This is a genomic window from Marinobacter arenosus (assembly GCF_019264345.1).
Taxonomy (GTDB): Bacteria; Pseudomonadota; Gammaproteobacteria; order Pseudomonadales; family Oleiphilaceae; genus Marinobacter; species Marinobacter arenosus.
Genome location: NZ_JAHVAO010000001.1, coordinates 373572 through 393087, shown reverse-complemented (window position 1 = coordinate 393087; position 19516 = coordinate 373572). Strand labels below are relative to the sequence as shown.

Genomic DNA, 19516 nt, shown 5'->3' with positions numbered 1-19516 from the left:
GTTTAACTTTAGCCTGGCGCTATTCACACAGAACAGTCGGAGACAGAGCGAGGAGGATTAACAGCGGATCCTCGGAACTTTGAAGTCCGCAAGTTGCTTGTTAGCGCAATGCTCTAAGGAGTTAAGGTTCAAATGCAGGATTCAGCCAATACCATTCCCGACTAAAGCCTGACCTTATATGTTTAAAAGGTCTAGGTTGCGGCGACCCGCACTCCACCCGCGGCTACGGCGCAGCGGATAAGATTACTGACAGACAACCTCTGGGTCGTTTCAAGGCTCAGAGCGAAAGGACAGAGAGCACACCAAGGCACTCCCTGATTGAGGTTCAGAATAGCCAAGAATTTTGTGTCGCAAACTTGGTCTATTCATCGTGAGGGGGTTCCTTGTGCTTTTCCGAACGAGCTGAAAGTTTTCTCGAAATGCTCTCGGCTGCTTTCAGATTAGCGCTCACTGTAAACATCACTAGTTTTGAACAAAGAGCTATAAAAAGACCAATGGTGAGAATGGCATACAAAATCGTGAAAAGCTTGGAAACATCGGTGGTGGGAGCAAGGTCACTCAGCCCAATCGTGGCCATCAACATGACACAGAAATACAACGAATCAATTAGGGACCACCCTTCGACGGTATGATAAAAACCCGTTCCGCTCAGTAGGACGGTCGCCAGAACGAAAACCATTACGCGAAACTCCGCATCTTGTCGCAAGCCTCTCCAGACTGTCTTTAACAAGCGATAGCCACTGATCCAGAAGGAAATCATTGTGTGTTCCTCTCACCGAATTTGGGCCCAAGTTGGCCACTGGCACTTTTCTTCGGGCTTCTCCAAAGGACAAACAAAGACCCTCAAGAACTTGCGATGAAAAGCTATTATCGAAGGATAGTTCACTGAGTCACTACATAATGAATTGGGGAGGGAACGTCACCCTTCAGTGCATCTTCGGAAATGGTTATATCACCATCACCATTATGTGTATCTCTCTACCAGGGAGCTTCCGCCTATCACTCGCCATTCCGCTCTTACGTTCGTCATGCTGCGTAATTTTGCAGGATTAAGAGTTTTTTTGAGGGATGAAGAAGCGGAAGTGATAGTTGTCAATTCATGGGAGCAAGCGATAGGGATGCTCCGCAAAGGCCGCGCCGACGCCGTACCCATCCCTCAAGTACTGGTACCTACACTCATGAAGGACTATGAGTACACCTATTATCAGCAGTACGCAGGGCGCCTCGGGGTGTCGTTCTATATTGCAAAAAGACATGAAAACACTGGATTGACGGAGAAATTGAGGGATGCGATAGGAGAATGCAGTCAAGCGTAATGCTGAACGCTTCATGGATCCAAGGGGTTAGACTGGGACATTGGAATGGTAATCGGACTACGTGACACGGAAATTCCTGAGGGTGATCCGGGAGACGCAGCAATACACAGTCCACGGGCTCCAAAACCAGGACAAAAACCGACCCAAAAGTGAGGCGCGCGAATGTCCGCTTTTGTTTAAAGGCGCTCCGCCGGTATCAGGGCCTGTTGCTTCTCCTCAAATCCATCAGTTCCAGCGAGACAATTCGGCATTCGGAGTCGGACGACGAATTTAGCACTTTGTGTGGAAACCGGAATGAGTGCCCTATTCTCAAATCTACTTTAAGTTTGTTTAGCACTTTGTGTGGAATTTGGCGGGTAACTTTATCGTTGAAAGCGCCTAAACGAAAACTGCCCCAACTCTCTATTGAGGAACATCAAAAAACATAAATGAAGCCAACACCGATCTCCGCTTCGTAATCATTCCGAGATATCGGGCTATCTGAAACGTCACTCCCGTAGACTTCGTAAAGAGCTTCACCGAAGACCTGCCAGTTCTCGTTTAAGTAATTCCGATAGTTAACATTGAAGCCAGTTGATCTATAGCCGCTGTCGACATCGGTTTCTGGAAGACCTGAATCTATGGATTGCTGTGCGTCCACACCGAAGTCCCGGTTGGCTAGCTTACCATCGTGGAACGTGACAACAGCGCCAACTTCCCAGCCAGTGCCGTTAGGTTTGCACCCCAAACATGTTCCTGCGCCGAAAATACCGAGCGTACCGATTTCTCCTGTTAATACACGGCCATCTAAAAAGTAGCGCCAATCCTCTGTAAGGGCATGACGCACTTCCAACAGCAATGTCACCCCAGAATTGGATTCGCCTAACCCATCCAGTCTGCCATCGTCTGAATCGCCCTCTTCACGACCTTCTTCGTAGCCTAAAGAGGTTTGAAACAACCAGGCATCCCTGGCCAAGGTTCGCCACCCAATGGCTTCACCTGCCCAGAAAAAAATATGGTCGCCAGTTCGCCACTGAACACCCCCAGCCGGATCGATCTCAAGCTCGAATTCGTCCGAACCCTCATAAGCAGACTCATATTCAACGCCTAGCCCAAGCCCCACACCCCAACCATCGCCATCAGTAAAGTCGTCGATAGAAGGAAGCGGAACCAGCGGGGTTCTTGATTCCGTCGCGTTCACGGGTCCAAAACATGAAAGAACGCCAAGAAAGGTGACGACTTTAAGGACTATTTTTTTCATGGCTTTTCCCCTACCAAGCGCTAGGAGGTAATACGACTTACTTATCACTATAGATGATTGGTTTTAACTCGCACTACAGGCGCCTTCGTCATCATCGTTCCTCGGCCCTCATCGAAAAAATGACTGCCATTTCAACTGACTAAGGCCTAGAAGCCCACGAGACACATGTCCCTCCGAGGGGCTCCATCGCATATTCCCGCAGGAGCTTGTAAGCCCTCGCAGGGGCCATAAGCCGGGAGAGGAATTTAGCGCTTTCTGTGAAAATAGGGGTAAGCGCCCTATCCTCGAATACGCATTTTCATGTTGATCCTCAAAGAAGCCTGTTGTCGCGTTACGTGAAATTCGAGCGCAGGTCACTGGTGCTCCACACTTCTGAACCGTCCATAGGTGGAGGCTACCAGGACTCCCAGCAGCACGATTCCAACCAAGAGGAGATGAGGGATGAATGCCTGGACTAATGCGAGTTGATCGTCACTCACGTCCTGCCCCCTGAATTCCTGCCGGGCAGCAAACACGTCGCTGCCCATTTGTTCCCAGAGCGACCAGCTCATCAGGTGAGACAGGAGAAGCAGTCCACAGGTGGCTACTCCCAAAACGTACCCTGCCCTATGCACCTTCAGGAACAACACCCCCACCCACGCATAGAGCAACCCAAGTGTGATTTTGAAGGGTACCTGAACACCCTCCGGAGGGATCCATCCAAACAGGGGTTCTGGTGTCACAAACTGAGTCCACCGCACCATCTGCTTGGAACCTTCCAGCAAAAACATCACCCCGATTAGCATGGTGAGCCAGCTTTCCCGGCGTTTGACGTCCGGGTCGACGTACCCATCCCGATCAATACTCAGCAGGGACAGTCCTGCTGAATAGCCCAGACGATGGGTCACAATCAGCCATACGGCGAATACCACATACTCCAACCAGAACGCGGGCTCGGCGTATTGCCGGATGATCAACTCGATCGGCACCCAGACCACAGAATACACCACGAAATCCAGGTAAACAGCGAGAAGCAATCGCTTTCGGGAAGCGGGCAATACGGGACCTTCGGTCATCATTCATCCTTGAAGTCAGGGGGTTCGATTCAACTCGCTCAACGGCGTGTCGGAGTACACTGGCTATCCGGCAAGATCCCTGAATGATCCCGTCAAACGCCCGAAAAAACTATGCCCTCTGGCACAATTTCAGAACCCCGCCGGTAAATTCGCCCTCATAGATTGATGTTGGGCAGCGATTCTCACGCAAGGGCGATAGCGGGAAGCAGTTTGAAGCCATTCATATCAAGGAAGGGGTCAAGCGGATTCGGGCCTAGCGCTTAGGCTTCTTTCCCGCCATCTCTAGAACAAGAAAATTTTAACTGCGGCAATTGCGGACACCACTCGAATCAGCCATTTAAACTGTTGGAACTGCATTTTGCTCAACAGCAGATAACCAACGAGACCACCGACCAGCATTCCCGGAATAGACTGCAACCCCAGCCACGTGGTTTCAGCGTTAACGAATCCCAGTTGGTACAGAAGCGGCACCTTGGCCAGGTCGATTACCAGAAACAACCAGGCTCGGGTGCTCACATAGGATTCCTTTTCTAATCGTTGTTCCATGATATACAGGCTGAGAATGGGCCCGGCTGCACTGGCTGTCATGCTAATAACGCCAGCAACAAAGCCAACAGCTTTTGCTGTGAATGGGTGTCTCATGAATGTTGCTTCGTAATGGTCCAGCCAGATACCAAGAAGCAGCATTCCTACGATGCTTAACCCGATTAAAAGGGCAAACTGATCCCCATTCATACCGGCCAGGAACCACGCCCCTACTCCCATTCCGAACATCAGCAAAGGTAACAGGCGAATAAGCACCGACCAGTTCACGGCCTTCCTGTAAATGAAAATCGCTATGAGGTCGGCGACGATATAAATGGGAACCAGGATGCCCAATGCTTCGGGACCGGGGTACGCTAGCATCAGTACCGGCACAATCAGCATGCCCATACCACCGACGGAGAACTTGGAAAAACCGGAGATCAATGCAGCGGCCAGCAGAATAAGCGTTTCGCTCTCCACCAATTCCCCCTCATGGATGGCTGATGTTGTCGGCGTTGGAAGATCTTTAGGCTAACCAGTATAACGATAGGAGGATAACTATTAATTGTTATCAAAATGATCGATAATATCTTTCATGACGAATGATCAGCTCAAAGCATTTCTTGCTGTCGTGGAACACGGAAGCTTCCGCGCAGCGGCTTCGCACATCCATAAAACTCAACCAACAATCAGTGCCGCAGTCGCAACCCTGGAAGACGAGTTCGGTTTTCTTTTGTTCACCAGAGAGGGATACCGCCCTGTCCTGACGGCAGAAGGGAAAGTCTTTTACCAGGAAGCCAGGCGGTTGTTGAAGCAAGTTACGAAACTGGAGTCTTTAGGTCATCATCTGGCCAAAGGTGCCCCCCCTACTCTTTCCATATCCATGAGCGCAATGTGTGCATTGCCACCCAGGCTGAATGAAATAAAGGCATTCTGCGACCGCTATCCTGACTTGCAGCTAACGATTTCCACCGAACATTTGTCGGGGATTCTGGAATTGCTTCATCTGGAGAAGGCTGACGTTGCCATCGGCCCCGACATCGGGCTGGACAGTCGTTACGATTTCGTTGAAATCGGAAGGGTCACCATGGTGACCGTTGCCTCACCGGAATTTGCAGGCCCTGGTCATCAAGAAGTGATCAAGCAGGCTGCCATTCGAAATCGCCCGCATATACTGGTTGCTGATACTGGCTCTCTTTCCCCTCTCGACAACATCAACACCCTTCCGGGAGGACGTCGTTGGTTCGTGAAAGACTATCAGGTGAAAAAGGCATTGTTGCTTTCAGGTATGGGCTGGGCGCGTATACCACTTCATATGGTCGAGGCTGAACTTAGGTGTCAGGATCTGGTGCCGTTAGTGATAGAGAACTTTACCTCAAGAAACGACGTGCCAATCCACTTGATTCGCCTGCGCGAGAACCCGCTGAGCGAACTTGGCAAAGAGTTCTGGAATACTATGATAGGTGGGCGCGCGGGAAACTAGTCGAACGTTTTCATTGCAGCTTCCCATTCTTCAAGTATTAAGCTGCGCTTCGCCTGGTCGGCATACATCAATAGTGACAGGCTTAAGGGAATTGGCTGGAAATGGGTATCCGGCTGCTGACTCAATGAATGAGAAAGCAATTCGCCCGCCACCGCTTCACGAATTGGAAACAGGTCGGCTTTATCAGCCAGCACGTGCTGGCCATCCTCAGAGAGCAGGAAATCCAGAAAAAGACCGGCACTTTTCGGGTTCTGGGCTCTTTTCGGTATAAAGGCAGAGCGCATAACCAGGGTTGTATAGTCGTTAGGCATCACCACAGAAACATTGGAGTACTGTTCAGACCAGGATTTTGCATAAGATCCAAGCACATTGTAGGCAATTAAAATTTCCCCGGAGTTTACGTTTCTCAGCATGGACGAACTGCTCGGGAAACGGCGGGCGCGGTGCGTGCCAAAGGCTTCAAGCAATCGGCCGTAACTGCCCGATTGCTGCCGATCATGCGCCCAGGTTAAATATCCTATGCCAACGTTCTCTATATCAAAGGTTCCTATCCTGCCCATCAGTTGATCACTCTCTTGCCGAATAAGATCGAGTAATGCCGAACGAGTTGCTGGCTGCTGATCTTCAGAGAGGAATTTATTGTTGATAGCGATTACCGCAGGTTCATACGTAAACCCAAAAACCTCGTCACGCCAATTAGCCCACACTGGTAAGGTCTGGGTCTGATCCGACCTGTGACGCCTCGCATGTCCGTCATTGACCAGCTTGAACTGAAGATCCATTGCGGAGCTCAACATGAGGTCCGGGCTTCGAGGCAATCTTTCCAGATAGCTTTCATAAAGCACGCGGGTATTAAACTCTGAGTAGCGGATTGCAATATCGGGGTGGCGCTTCTGGAATTCCGCCAACACTGGCCAAAAGACCAAAAAGTCAGCCGCGGCATATATCTGCAACAGGGACGTTTCATCGCCAATGGCGGGTAAGTCATAAACGTCTTCGGAAACCACAGGGCTGGCCCAAAGGGCTAACAGCAGCACGAGCTGTCTGGCATAGTTCATCGATTCAGGCCCCCACGGAAATGAATTTCCACGATGAGCCCCTGGGGAAAGTTGTCCTTGAGTTGGAGCTGGGCATCATGGTGAGCTGCAACCTCTTGCACTATCGCCAATCCCAATCCACTTCCTGATCTCGGATTATTCGGGCTGCGATAGAACTGTTCGAAAACATGCTCCTTTTCCTCCTCAGCTATGCCAGGACCACAATCGCTGACTCTGAGCAAGGGACCGCCATCGATTCCGGCGCCGCTCTTGAGATCCACTTCAACTACGCTGTTTTGAGGGCTGTACTGGATGGCGTTCTCAAGGATATTCCGGATCATCTGTTTAAGGGAGAACGCATCGCCCAGTACAACGACCTTAGCTTTACCCAGGTATGCCACCTCTACACCTCGATGCAGCGCAGAGACCGCGATTTCTCGACAAACCTCTTCGATCAGGCTGTCCAGCGGCACATCAGCAAACAGCTCACTTCGTAATCGATGAACCAACTGAGCCCTGCTCAACAGTTGACTGACCGTATTGGAAAGCATGTCCGTGCACTCAACCACACGTTTTATCTGTTCCTGGCGCAACCCGGGATCATGTTCCGTCAACGCATTCTGAGCCTGGGATTTCAGGCCCGCCAAGGGTGTGCGAATCTGGTGGGCGGCTTCTCCGGTATACTTTTTCAGTCCGTCCAGCGTCGACCCGAGCTGCAACATGAAATGATTGATGGTCTTCAGAAGTGGGCGTATTTCCTGCGGTACGTTCAACGTAAGGGGGTGTAGATCGACGGGCGAGCGCTTGCTTAATGCGACATTTAACTTATTCAAGGGCCGAAGAATCAGCCATATTCCAAATACAATGAGAATCAACGCCACCACAATGAACCACGCAACCGCTTGCAGGGCTTGCCCGCTGATGCCTTCTGCGAGCTCATTGCGGGCGAGCAAAGTCTGCCCGATTTTCACCCGCACGGTTTTGGTAATCCCGAGATCCTTGAGTACCCGCTCCACGGTCACGAATCGGACAGGCTCATCGCTATAGATGACCTCGAAGAAACTCACGGGTAATTGGCCAACAGAACTCTTTGTGCTGGGACCCGGCTCAGGACTCTCCGACTCCGGCAGACCTTCATAACCAGTCAGGTGAATACCGCCAACAATATCCACCGAGTAGAAGACACGATCTTCGGACGCGAGTGCGAGCGTATCGAACGCTGATCGGGGCAGGTCCACCACAACTCGCCCATCCTGCAGTCTTATATTCTCCGCCATTTGATATGCCGCACCGGTGAGCAACCGGTCGTAAGACAACTGAGCCGCTTTCTGGCCGTATTTATTTGCGCCCCAGTAGCTCACCGCTGCGAAGATAAACAACACTACAATCGTAATCGTTGCCAGCTGCTGTTTGATCGAGTAGCTAAGCGGCTCAGCCATTGTCCCTGTCCAACAAATAACCCAAGCCACGAAGTGTTCGAATCTCTACGGTACTGCCCTGAAGTTTTTTTCTGAGCCGCGCCACATAGGTTTCAATTGCGTTAGGACTGGGAGAATCATCGAAAGAATAAAGATGATCGAGTAACTCCTCTTTGCTCAAAACGCGTCCAAGATGACTGAGAAAAATCTCGAGTAAACGGAATTCCCTCTGTTTAAGGTCGATGGGCTGCTGATCAACCGTAACCGTACACGCGCTGCGATCCAGCACGAGATTACCGTACGTGATGGTATTGTCGGCCTGGCCCTGGCTACGCCTGAGTAACGCACGGCTTCTCGCCTCGAGTTCACCAAAATCGAACGGTTTTGTCAGGTAGTCGTCTGCCCCCAGATCAAGAAGCTGTATCCGGTCATAAATCTGGTCCCGGGCGGTAAGTATCAGCACGGGTGTATGGATCTTCCGGTTGCGCAGATTTTCCAGCACTCGGTCACCACTCAGGCCCGGCAGGTTAAGGTCGAGAACCACGAGGTCGTAGGTCGTGTGCTTCAGTATGTCATCTGCCGCTTTGCCGGTTGTGACCAGATCAACGCCATGGCCTTGATTAGTGGCGTGCCGATGGAGAGCTTCCCCAAGGATCTCATCGTCCTCAACAATCAATAATCGCATTAAGCATCGACTCTATCTTTTTGTTTTATATGAAAGGATAAGGAATTTAGTTCCTGCCCCACTGATTATACTAACAGGACGTGCAGCCAATTCAGGAACAAAATCTGGGCCCGTTATAGAGCTTAGAGGGCTTTTCATGTCGTGACAGGCTGGTGACAGGTTCACCGTTTAGCGTTGGCTCCTGTGTATTCATTTGTATACAAACAGGAGTCCAACAAACCATGTCGGTCATGAACAAACATTATGACGTGGTGGTAGTCGGTGGCGGCAATGCCGCTCTGTGCGCTGCAATATCCGCAGCGGAGCATGGTGCCCAGGTGTTGATCCTGGAGGGTGCCCCCAAAACCTATCGCGGTGGCAATTCACGCCACACCCGAAACTTTCGCTGTATGCACAACTCGCCCATGGAAGTACTGACTGGACGATATGACGAAGAAGAGTACTTTCAGGACCTGCTCAAGGTCACCAAAGGTAAAACCGATGAGACGCTGGCCCGCCTGGCAATAAGGGGTACTGAAGCGAGCTACCGGTGGATGCAGAAGCATGGGGTTCACTTTCAGCCCTCTTTGTCCGGCACCCTGTCACTGTCACGGACAAATGCGTTCTTCATGGGCGGCGGTAAATCGCTGGTCAATGCGTACTATCGCGCCGCCGAGGACCTCGGGGTTGATGTTCTTTACGAAGCTGAAGTGACTCATCTCGAGCGTCAGGACAACGTTATCGTCTCGGTCGAATTTACCTACAACCGTTACCGTGAGCGCCTCACTCCCAAAGCCGTCGTTGTGGCCTCCGGCGGATTTCAGGCGGATCTTGACTGGCTCGCCCGCGCCTGGGGGCCTGCGGCGCAGAATTTTCTGATACGTGGCACGCCATACAACCGTGGCGTTGTTTTGCGTGATCTGCTCGATCAGGGCACTGAGCAAGTTGGCGACCCAACCCAATGCCACGCGGTAGCCATTGACGGTCGCGCGCCCAAATTCGATGGTGGAATCGTCACCCGTCTTGACTGCGTGCCCTTCTCCATTGTTGTCAATGAAAACGCAGAGCGTTTTTACGACGAAGGCGAAGACGTCTGGCCAAAGCGCTACGCCATTTGGGGGCGGCTGGTCGCGGCACAGCCGAATCAGGTGGGCCACGTGATCATTGACAGCAAATCCATCAACCTTTTCATGCCCTCGGTATTTCCTCCGATAACAGCTGAGAGCATAGAGGAGCTCGCCTCAAAGATGGATTTGGATCCTGCTGCTCTGCGCGCGACCGTCGACGAATTCAACAGCGCTTGTGTTGGCGGAGATTTTCACCCCACGGAACTGGACGGCCTCTCAACGGAAGGCCTTACACCTGCCAAAACCAACTGGGCACGCCCGCTCGATAGCCCTCCCTACTACGGATACAGCCTGCGTACCGGCGTGACGTTCACTTACCTCGGTTTGAAAGTTGATGGAAACGCGAAGGTTCAAAGCACACAAGGCCCGCTCGACAATCTTTGGGCTGCGGGCGAGATCATGGCCGGATCAATCCTGGGCGAAGGTTATCTGGCTGGTTTTGGTATGACCATCGGGACCGTATTCGGCCGTATTGCTGGTGAGGAGGCAGCAGGTTATGCAACCCATTGAAGTGGTAAATCTTCAGACGCATGTGGAACCTGGACGAAGCCAGGCCGTTGAGGAGGCACGTCGCCAGTTTCAAATATGCAACGCGTGTCGATACTGCGAAAGCTATTGCTCAGTTTTCCCTGCCCTGCATCGGCAACGTGAACTGGAGGATGGCGAACTTCAGCAGCTGGCGAACCTTTGCCACAACTGCCGTGCTTGTCACTATGCATGTCAGTACACGGCACCTCACGAGTTTGCATTGAATGTCCCGGCCGCTCTTGCCGAAGTACGCCAACAGGTCTGGCAGGAAAACGCATCGCCAAAATGGCTGGCCCGCCTGTTTCACCGCAGTGGAGCAGCAATCGCAGCCGTTACCTCACTGGCTTTCGCACTTCTGCTTTGGCTTGCACAAGGGCTTTCGGGTGGTGATGGCGTGGGTTTCTACGCCGTAGTGCCGCATAACATCATGGTGGCACTGTTCCTTCCGGCGTTTATTTTGCCGCTGATCTCTGTGGCTGTCGGACTTCGGCGATACTGGCGAAGCATTGGTGGTACCAGAATCACCCTACGGCACCTCCACGCTGCCATGGGCGCGGTTTCAACAATGAAAAATCTGGCGGCAGGCCATGGCGATGGTTGCAATTTTGAAGATGAAGATCGTTTTTCACATAAACGCCGTCTTTATCATCAGGCAACCATGTATGGTTTTTTGCTTTGCTTCGCAGCGACCAGCGCTGGAACAATCCTGCATTACGCGCTGAACCTACCTGCTCCCTACAACCTGTTTTCAGTTCCCAAGCTACTGGGGTTAAGTGGCGGCATTCTACTCTGCATCGGTACTCTCGGTCTGGCTTACCTGAAAACGAAAGCAGACCCGAATTTATCGGCTCAACGGGTCTGGGGCGGAGAAATGGGCTTTATTCTTCTGCTATTCAGCGTAAGCAGCACCGGGCTGTTGCTATACGCCTTCGCCAACGGTGACTGGTTACCCGAGCTGCTGGCGCTGCATTTGGGTACCGTGCTTGCCTTCTTTGTACTCATTCCGTTTTCAAAAATGGTGCATGGGTTCTACAGGCTGGCCGCCCTGATCAGAGACGAGCAGATGAAAGCTGATGGTTAACGAAAGGAATACGTCCATGTCCCGTGCAGAGCACGCCTATCAAATGCTGCGGCAAGCCATTACCCAGGGAAGCCTCAAACCGGGTGGGCGTATTCTTGAGGCTGAACTGGCGAGTTCGTTTGGAATAAGTCGGACGCCCGTTCGAGAAGCATTGAAGCGCCTCGAATCAGAGGGATTGATCTGCACCGCCCCGCGCCGGGGTATGGTCGTTGCCCGACTGGATTTACAGGCGATTATGGAGCTTTACCAGATGCGAGAGGTGCTTGAAGGCACCGCTGCGCGTCTGGCTGCTCAACAGTGTTCAGACGCGGAAATATACAACCTCCGTGAATTACTGGACCAGGAACTTAGTGCACAACAAGATCCAGCTGAGCAGGCGGTTAAAAACCGGGCATTTCACAACGCGATCTACCTCGCTGCCAATAATCGCTATCTGCTCAAATCCCTGAACAGTTTGAGAGATGCCCTGGCCTTGCTCGGACCAACCACATACACGCTGCACAGCAGACCTAAAATCGCGCTGTCAGAACATGCCGCTATCGTTCAGGCCATTGAAAACCGGGATTGTGCCGCCGCGGAGAAGGCTGCGAGAGAACATATACGATCTGCGCAAAAGGCTCGCATTCGGCTGGAAAACGGGCAGCGTAACAACTGCGCCATTGCTGGTAGAGACACGGCCATCGGATGACAGGTAGATGACAGGTTCCTTCATTAGGGTGTGATATCCGGAAGATTTGACGTCCGGCAACAAAAACACCAATTCAAAAGGGGACCTTGATGTCAAAAACAAAAACCACCAATTGGATAGGCACGGGACTTATTGCAGCTCTGACTGTGGGCCAAGCCATGGCCGCTGACACAGACAACACATACCAATTAAAAACCAAAAGTCGACTCGTTCATTTCGATCGGGAGTTCGAGGATCCGGAAAAAGATCGAACCCAGTCAGCGTTTGCAATCACAGCAGACTGGACTACCCCGGCGTATGGTGACTGGATCGGATTTGGGGTCTCACCCTACTTTGTCGAGGATCTTCACTCCGGGGGACTGGTCCGCGAAGACGTATTGACCGTCAAGGATGGTAAAAATCAGGGCTTTGCCATACTGGGACAGGCGTTTGTATCGCTTACGCCGTTGGACACACTGGCTATCCGGATTGGTCGGCAAATCCACAAGTCGATGTTGCTTAACAGCTCCGGAAGTCGCGCGGTTCCAAACACCTTTCAGGGTTTAAACACCCAGTTCCGTATCACCGATCACCTTTCCTTATACGGTGCCGTTTATGACAAATGGTCGCCACGCTCCAACGACAGCTTTGAAGGTTTCGCCACGGACCAGTCTCTCGAAGGTGACATCGACTATGTTTCAGTCGTTGGCTTTGGCTATAGCCTGGATTCGTTCCGCGCCGAAGTGGAATACCTCGATGCAAAAGATTATCTGAGCAAGTTTGGATTGAGAGTCAGTAACCGGATAGATTTTGACAGCTCTAGTCTGAAACTGACCGCCGGGCTCTTTACCTCTTCCGACAGCGGCTCTCTCTTTGTTACCGGTGCTGAAGGCGGCGATTTGGATGATGAGGATGCACCTGGCAGCGCTGCCGGAGTGACGAAAAGCGAAAACAATGGGCTCGGAGCCTATATTGAAGCGCAGTGGGCCGTTAACAACCTAGAGTTGACGGCCGCTGTGTCGAAATTCGACGACCCCTGGATCGAAGATAACTTCTCTGGTGATCATGGAAGCAACCCATTCCCTACCCGTTCTCGCGTTGGGCCAGATGTAACCAACAGCAATGAAACCGCAGCGAAGTTAGCCCTCAAGTACGATTGGAAAGACCACGTCCCGGGTCTGCAAACCACCGTGGCGGCAGGCCACGGATGGGGCGCCGAAAACTCGGTAAGCGAGTCTCTGGGAACCGCTGACGAAGATTGGCGCGAGGTCGTTGTTGGCTACAAGTTCCAGGCGATAAAGGGACTGAAATTCAAAGCCATCTGGCATGACTACCGTTCCGACGAAGTTGGTAGCGTTGACGGTGTCAAACCAGACCAGACCGACATTCGCGTGTACCTCGATTATTCCTACGCATTTGATCTCTGACTCCCCCACCCGCTCAAACAGCGGCCAGAGCGCCGCTGTTTGACGACTTTGACTGGCCTCTCCCTCCTGATTTTCCCGACAAGGACTCCCCAACCTGACCGATGACAGGTTGATGACAGCTTGGCTCTTTAAATTGATCTTACTGCGCGAGCTAATGCGCCTCCTCTTGAACTGATCAATTAGTCAGCCACAGCCATCAGGAGCGATAACGATGCCTGTAAAAAAAACAATAGCCACACCCGAATTAACGATGCTCGTTCCGCCGGGCATTACGCATTGCAGCATTGTCCAGTTCTCGACCTCCAATTCGGACGGGGCAGAACAATCCGATGAGCTCGAACACGTTGCGATTTTGAGTACGAACTGATTGCCATTTACCGGTAGCGATAATCCACACGGCACCAGGCTACCGGTCTTTCTATTCCCTTCAGGCTCCGAAGTTCAGCAAATCTTGCAGACGAAAGCCCATTCCAGACAGGAGAAAAATAATGCCAACTCAAACTGCGATCCCCTGCACGATGATGCGGGGAGGTACTTCCCGAGGCCCCTATTTCCTGGCAAGCGATCTGCCGGACGACAGTGCAACCCGAGACAAGGTAATCCTTGCAGCGATGGGATCAGGGAACGCTCTTCAGATCAATGGTATTGGCGGCGGTTCCAGCCTGACAAGCAAGGTGGCAATTGTCTCGCAATCTCGTCACCCGGATGCCGATGTCGACTTTCTGTTTGCACAGGTTTCTGTTGAGGAATCTGTCGTTGATACATCGCCATCCTGTGGAAATATTCTGTCCGGGGTCGGGCCTTTTGCGATAGAAAAGGGACTGGTGCCCGCAGATCTCGAAGAAACGCTGGTCCGCGTACGGAATATCAACACCAACTCTTTCATCGAGGCTGTTGTAAAAACGCCTAACGGTGTCGTCGAGTATGACGGTGAAGCGTCCATCGATGGAGTCGAAGGCACAGCGGCGCCCATCTTGCTCAATTTCCTCAATGTCGCAGGAAGCAAAACAGGGCAACTTCTGCCCACCGGTAAGCTAAGAGACCGAATTGATGGTATCGAGGTGACCTGCATCGATGCGGCCGTGCCTATGGTACTCATCTCTGCATCCTCACTGGGCAAGCGCGGCGACGAATCCAAAGAAGAACTGGATGGTGATGCCGACCTCCTGCGTCGAATCGAGGTGATCCGACAGGAGGCGTCCTGGAAAATGGGCCTGGGGGATGCAACCGGAAAAGTCATTCCAAAAGTGGCCCTTTTATCCGGGCCTCGCCATGGTGGCACCGTTACCTCCCGTTACTTTGTCCCCCACAGCTGTCACGGTGCCCATGCGGTCACCGGCGCCATCTGCGTAGCCAGCGCAGTCGCCCTGCCCGGCACCATTACTGACGAATTGGTCGCCCGTCCAGAGGGAGAGAAACAGGTTATTCAAATCGAACACCCAAGCGGAAAGATCGATCTGGCCCTTGAAGTTAACTATACGATGGCCGGTCCTGAGATACAGCGAGCCGGCCTGATCCGCACCGCGCGCAAGCTATTTCAAGGGGATCTCTATGTGTCGTCCCATATCTGGTCCTATTCAAGAAATCAGGCCTGTTAACCAGCCTTCAAAACAATCAGACGAATACGCCAACCAATCCTGTTGATGACAGGTTTCTGACAGGTTCACGCCCTAACTTGGATACCAAGCCCGGTTGTGACTCTCAACAGAAACCGGCGCCAAAGACAAAAACAAAGCAATGCAGAACAGAGAGGATAATTATGCGCCAGTTAACAAAAAACCTACCTTTGATCAAAGCACTGAAAGGAATCACTTTCATCGCTGCCATTTCATTGAGCCTCAGCACTGCAACAACGGTGCAAGCCAGTGTGGATTTTGCAGGCGAAAGGGTTGAATGGGTTGTGCCATTTAAAGAAGGAGGCGGTTCCGACACCTGGGCTCGCTTTTTCGCACCTCTGATCTCAGAGAACTTGCCAGGTCAGCCTCCGGTCGTCGTGAAAAACATCCCCGGGGGTGGATCCACAAGGGGCGCCAATTATTTCGCTCGCCGCGCCGAGGCATCAGGCCTTGAGGTTCTGGGCACTTCGGGCTCAACCCAGTTTCCTTTTCTGTTGGGTGATCGCCGGGTGAACTACGACTACCAGAACTGGACCCCTGTGCTGGCCTCACCCACTGGCGGTGTGTTCTATGTGAGCCCGGAACTGGGAATCGATTCTGCAGAAGACCTGGTTAAACTTCGCGGCGAATCGATTAAGTATGCCAGCCAGGGCGCCACTTCCCTGGACCTTGTCCCCCTTCTCGCTCTTAAGATTCTGGATATTGATGTTCACGCGATCTTCGGCATGAAAGGCCGTGGTGCTGGTCGGCTAGCATTTGAACGAGGTGAGGTAAACGTTGATTACCAGACAACCTCTGCTTATCTGCAGAAAGTAGCTCCCCTGGTTGAGGAAGGCAAAGCAGTACCAATCATGACCTGGGGCGTTCTGGATGAAGACGGCAACCTGCAAAGGGATCCCACGTTTCCGGACCTCCCCCATTTTGCCGAAGTCTACGAAATGATCCACGGAACGAAGCCGGAAGGTACCGCTTTCAGGGTCTGGAAAGCATTCTTTGTGGCCGGTTTTGCTGCTCAGAAAGGAATATTCCTGCCACGCGATACCGATCCAGAAGTGATTGATGCCTGGGCCAAGGCGGTTGAGGCGACTGTAGCCTCTGAGAAGTTTCAGAACCGTGCCAAGGCGGTTCTGGGAAATTACCCGCAAGCCGTGCAAGGGAAAGCCGTCAAGGCCTTTCAGGTTGCGCTGGACATCGACGACTCTGAGCGCGCGTGGGTTCGCGATTGGCTCAGCTCCCGTTATCACGTCCAATTCTAACGGACCCTTCAGCCTTCGTCACAGAGGCGGGCTCCCTCCAAGGAGCGCGCCTCGCGAACGCAACATTGAGGTAAGCAACCATGATTGACGTCTTCCTGGCTGCTCTGGCAACGGCTACTACCGGCTCCCATCTTTTGTATCTTGCTGGTGGTGTTGCACTGGGGCTCGCTATTGGCATTTTCCCCGGGTTAGGAGGCATTGCGGGACTCTCGCTACTTCTTCCTTTCCTTTATGGCATGGAGCCAACCACCGCTCTTGCAATGCTGATCGGTCTGGTTGCTGTGATCCCGACATCCGACACCTTTACTTCCGTACTGATGGGGATACCGGGTTCCAGCGGCTCCCAAGCAACCGTTCTTGACGGCTTCCCGTTGGCGAAGCGCGGAGAAGCTGCCCGGGCACTGGCGGCCGCGTTTTCCTCTTCGCTTTTCGGAGGGATTTTCGGTGCCCTGGTACTTACAGGCTTTGTTCTTATTGCTCGCCCTGTGATTCTCGCGTTCGGCTCAGCCGAGTTATTCATGCTGACGTTGCTGGGTTTGAGCATGGTTGGCGTACTCGCTGGTAACAGCCTGCTCAAGGGGCTGGGTGCCTGCGGAATTGGCTTGCTGCTCGGGAGTGTTGGCAGCGCACCGGCCACCGGCGAGTACCGCATGACGTTCGGCAACTTCTATCTGATGGATGGCTTGCCTCTGGTCGTCGTCGGCCTGGGTATCTTTGCGTTGCCCGAAATTGTCGATCTGCTGCGACAGAATCGCGCCATCTCAGAAGCTTCGGTACTTGGCAAGGGTTGGCTGTCAGGCATTCGGGATCTGATACAGAACAAATGGCTCGCGTTACGATGTGCCGTCTTGGGGTGCGTCGTTGGCGCTCTTCCCGGCCTTGGTGGAAGTGTGGTTGACTGGATTTCATACGGTCACGCGGTGCAAACCACCAAGAACAAGGACAATTTTGGAAATGGTGATGTTCGCGGTGTGATAGCGCCGGAATCTTCGAACAATGCAAAGGAAGGTGGTGCGTTAATCCCGACGCTGTTATTCGGTATCCCCGGGTCGGGCAGTATGGCCGTGTTCCTGGGTGGGATGGTGCTTATTGGTATTGAGCCCGGTCCCTCCATGGTCACCTCAAATCTCGACATCACTTACACCATCGTGTGGTCCTTGGCCCTGGCAAATCTGCTGGGCGCAGGTGCATGCCTGCTCCTTTCGAAATGGGTAGCGAGAGTTACTACGATACCTTACGCCCTGATGGCGCCATTCATGATCGCAATTATCTGCTTCGCCGCTTTTCAGGCGACACGTGATCTGAATGACCTTGTGGCACTGGTAGGAATTGGAACACTTGGCGTTTTGATGAAGCGCTTCGGTTGGCCCCGGCCGGCATTCCTGATTGGGTTCGTATTGGCCAGTGGTATGGAAACCTATCTCTATCAAGCAGTGCAGTTTGACGGCTGGGGATTCCTGACCAAGCCCGGCGTGCTTGTCATCGGTGCTCTTACCCTGATCTCCATATACTTCGCTGCGCGCCATGCTTCCGGGGCGTCGAAGAACGAAGCGGGCAAGAGCGAAGATGAGGAGCGTACCCGTTCCCAACGACTGCCGGCCACGAATCTACAACCACAGGCTCTGTTTGCCGCGGGCGTGTTCATTACGTTCGGTTATGGCCTTTACGACTCTTTCCAACAATCGTTTCTTGGTAGCGTATTCACCGCGTCTCTGTGCGCTGTCATGCTGGTGATAAGTGGCGCCGTGCTGTTCAAGCTTGCGACAGGCCGCGTGAATGATCCGGTCAACTATGACAATGAAGTCATAGAGGGGCACATCGGAGACCAGGGTATCGCAAGCCTGTTTCACTACCTCTACTGGATTATAGGGTTGGTGATTAGCTGCTACCTGCTCGGATTCTTGATATCAATCATCGGATTTTTTGTCACCTTCCTGCTGGTGAAAGCCAGAACCTCATTGATGAGGACTGCCGTTCTGACATCCACAATCGTGGTATTCATGGCTAGCCTGGCACACGTCCTGGTGTTGGATCTGCCACAAGGACTCCTGCAAAGCGCTGTTGAATTGCCTTGGCCACTGGGCTGAAAGCTTTGCAAAAATACGTTGAATCCAGAGGTAAAGAGCAACATGTCAGTACCAAAATCGCTCCTTATGCCGCTGTCCAGCAGCGGCCAGGAAAGAGAACGGATGCTCAGTGCTTTATCAGTGACAGCCCACTTCAGCGCTCGTCTGGAAGTACTTCACGCAACCTTGAACCCGCGCCAGTTTATCCCGGATGAGGTCGTTGCAAGGCGCATGCCTCAGAATTTGCTGCATGAACTGGAAACACTGGCCAAAAAGTATTCGGTAACCGAAGCGTCCGAGCTCAAAAAACTGTTCCTGTCGTTATGCGGGGAATATCGCATCCAGCACAGTGAACGTTTCTCCCAGGACGGCCCGTCAGCTTACTGGCAGGAGATAAATGGCCTAAGAAGTGAGCTTGTGGGTGAACGGGGCAAAGTCAGCGATCTGATTATTGTTCCTCAACCCAAGTCCGGGAACCCGACCTCAACATTCGAGGCCGCCATCATGCACAGTGGCAAGCCCGTGCTGTTGGTTCCTCGTACCTTGACGACTTTTTCCGCAGATCGCGTTCTGATCGCATGGAATGGCAGTACTGAAAGCGCGCGCGCTGTAACAAGCGCGCTGTCAGTACTGAAGCAAGCGAAAGAAGTTGTGGTTGGGTGCAGTAATCGCTCCGCTTTCCGTGAACCGGGTATTGATAAACTGGTTCATTATCTCGCCCATCATGGGGTAACGGCTGTCGGCAAGCGTTTCGATAGCCGTCGTTGCTCTGCCGGTGAAGGTCTTTTGCGTCTCTCAGAATCTGTTGGGTGTGATCTTATCGTTATGGGTGCCTTTACCCACCGAAGGGTTCACGAGCAGATCTTCGGCGGGGTGACCCGACACATGGTTGGTTATGCGAAGGTGCCAGTCTGGATGATGCATTAAAGAGTGAGTGAAAGGGCCCACACCAGGTCCTTCCATGAACACACCGATTACGGCGCCGATGATGCCTGGTCGTATTGACGTCG

General features: G+C 52.6%; 16 protein-coding genes. 9 read left to right on the top strand and 7 right to left on the bottom strand.

Features of this window, described 5'->3' with window-relative positions; all coding sequences use genetic code 11:
- Nucleotides 1–361: 361 nt before the first annotated feature.
- From KXD86_RS01825 to KXD86_RS01805, 4 genes are all read right to left on the bottom strand, one after another.
- Nucleotides 362–760, bottom strand: coding sequence for a potassium channel family protein (locus tag KXD86_RS01825; protein WP_218634386.1), 399 nt, complete (start codon nucleotides 758–760; stop codon nucleotides 362–364).
- Between the two features lie 971 nt (nucleotides 761–1731).
- Nucleotides 1732–2556, bottom strand: a complete 825-nt coding sequence (locus KXD86_RS01815) for a MipA/OmpV family protein (RefSeq protein WP_218634384.1) — start codon at nucleotides 2554–2556, stop codon at nucleotides 1732–1734.
- A gap of 353 nt (nucleotides 2557–2909) precedes the next feature.
- Nucleotides 2910–3611, bottom strand: coding sequence for a hypothetical protein (locus tag KXD86_RS01810; protein ID WP_218634383.1), 702 nt, complete (start codon nucleotides 3609–3611; stop codon nucleotides 2910–2912).
- A 282-nt stretch (nucleotides 3612–3893) separates the two neighbouring features.
- Nucleotides 3894–4616, bottom strand: a complete 723-nt coding sequence (locus KXD86_RS01805; RefSeq protein WP_218634382.1) for a sulfite exporter TauE/SafE family protein — start codon at nucleotides 4614–4616, stop codon at nucleotides 3894–3896.
- A gap of 115 nt (nucleotides 4617–4731) precedes the next feature.
- Between KXD86_RS01805 and KXD86_RS01800 the strand changes: the two genes are divergently transcribed.
- Entirely contained in the window at nucleotides 4732–5619 is an 888-nt protein-coding gene (locus KXD86_RS01800) for a LysR family transcriptional regulator (protein WP_218634381.1), read from the top strand.
- Here KXD86_RS01800 and KXD86_RS01795 read toward each other — a convergent pair.
- Genes KXD86_RS01795 through KXD86_RS01785 form a run of 3 tightly spaced genes read right to left on the bottom strand, consistent with a single transcriptional unit; the run spans nucleotide 5616 to nucleotide 8759 of the window.
- Nucleotides 5616–6677, bottom strand: coding sequence for an ABC transporter substrate-binding protein (locus KXD86_RS01795; protein WP_218634380.1), 1062 nt, complete (start codon nucleotides 6675–6677; stop codon nucleotides 5616–5618). The genes KXD86_RS01800 and KXD86_RS01795 overlap by 4 nt on opposite strands.
- Complete coding sequence (locus tag KXD86_RS01790; protein ID WP_218634379.1) at nucleotides 6674–8095, bottom strand: sensor histidine kinase; 1422 nt, start codon at nucleotides 8093–8095, stop codon at nucleotides 6674–6676. The genes KXD86_RS01795 and KXD86_RS01790 overlap by 4 nt, the downstream gene beginning before the upstream one ends.
- Complete coding sequence (locus KXD86_RS01785) at nucleotides 8088–8759, bottom strand: response regulator transcription factor (protein ID WP_218634378.1); 672 nt, start codon at nucleotides 8757–8759, stop codon at nucleotides 8088–8090. The genes KXD86_RS01790 and KXD86_RS01785 overlap by 8 nt, the downstream gene beginning before the upstream one ends.
- Before the next feature lie 221 nt (nucleotides 8760–8980).
- On the opposite strand from KXD86_RS01785, the gene tcuA reads away from it, so the two are divergent.
- The 8 genes from tcuA to KXD86_RS01745 all read left to right on the top strand — a co-directional run bounded on the left by tcuA (nucleotide 8981) and on the right by KXD86_RS01745 (nucleotide 19433).
- Entirely contained in the window at nucleotides 8981–10375 is a 1395-nt protein-coding gene (gene tcuA, locus KXD86_RS01780) for an FAD-dependent tricarballylate dehydrogenase TcuA (protein WP_312846241.1), read from the top strand.
- Nucleotides 10362–11474 carry a tricarballylate utilization 4Fe-4S protein TcuB gene (tcuB, locus tag KXD86_RS01775; RefSeq protein ID WP_218634377.1) on the top strand — a complete coding sequence of 371 codons (1113 nt, stop codon included), beginning with the start codon at nucleotides 10362–10364 and terminating at the stop codon, nucleotides 11472–11474. Before tcuA ends, tcuB begins: the two co-directional genes overlap by 14 nt.
- A gap of 16 nt (nucleotides 11475–11490) precedes the next feature.
- Nucleotides 11491–12162, top strand: a complete 672-nt coding sequence (locus tag KXD86_RS01770) for a GntR family transcriptional regulator (protein ID WP_218634376.1) — start codon at nucleotides 11491–11493, stop codon at nucleotides 12160–12162.
- Nucleotides 12163–12251: 89 nt separating this feature from the next.
- Nucleotides 12252–13568 carry an OprD family outer membrane porin gene (locus KXD86_RS01765; protein ID WP_218634375.1) on the top strand — a complete coding sequence of 439 codons (1317 nt, stop codon included), beginning with the start codon at nucleotides 12252–12254 and terminating at the stop codon, nucleotides 13566–13568.
- 488 nt (nucleotides 13569–14056) lie between these two features.
- A complete protein-coding gene (locus KXD86_RS01760; RefSeq protein ID WP_218634374.1) occupies nucleotides 14057–15166 on the top strand; it encodes a 4-oxalomesaconate tautomerase in 1110 nt (369 codons plus the stop codon).
- Nucleotides 15167–15327: 161 nt separating this feature from the next.
- Nucleotides 15328–16440, top strand: a complete 1113-nt coding sequence (locus KXD86_RS01755) for a Bug family tripartite tricarboxylate transporter substrate binding protein (protein WP_218634373.1) — start codon at nucleotides 15328–15330, stop codon at nucleotides 16438–16440.
- An 80-nt stretch (nucleotides 16441–16520) separates the two neighbouring features.
- A complete protein-coding gene (locus KXD86_RS01750) occupies nucleotides 16521–18527 on the top strand; it encodes a tripartite tricarboxylate transporter permease (protein ID WP_218634372.1) in 2007 nt (668 codons plus the stop codon).
- 42 nt (nucleotides 18528–18569) lie between these two features.
- On the top strand, nucleotides 18570–19433 hold the full coding sequence (locus KXD86_RS01745; protein ID WP_218634371.1) for a universal stress protein: 864 nt from the start codon (nucleotides 18570–18572) through the stop codon (nucleotides 19431–19433).
- The last annotated feature ends 83 nt before the right edge of the window (nucleotides 19434–19516 follow it).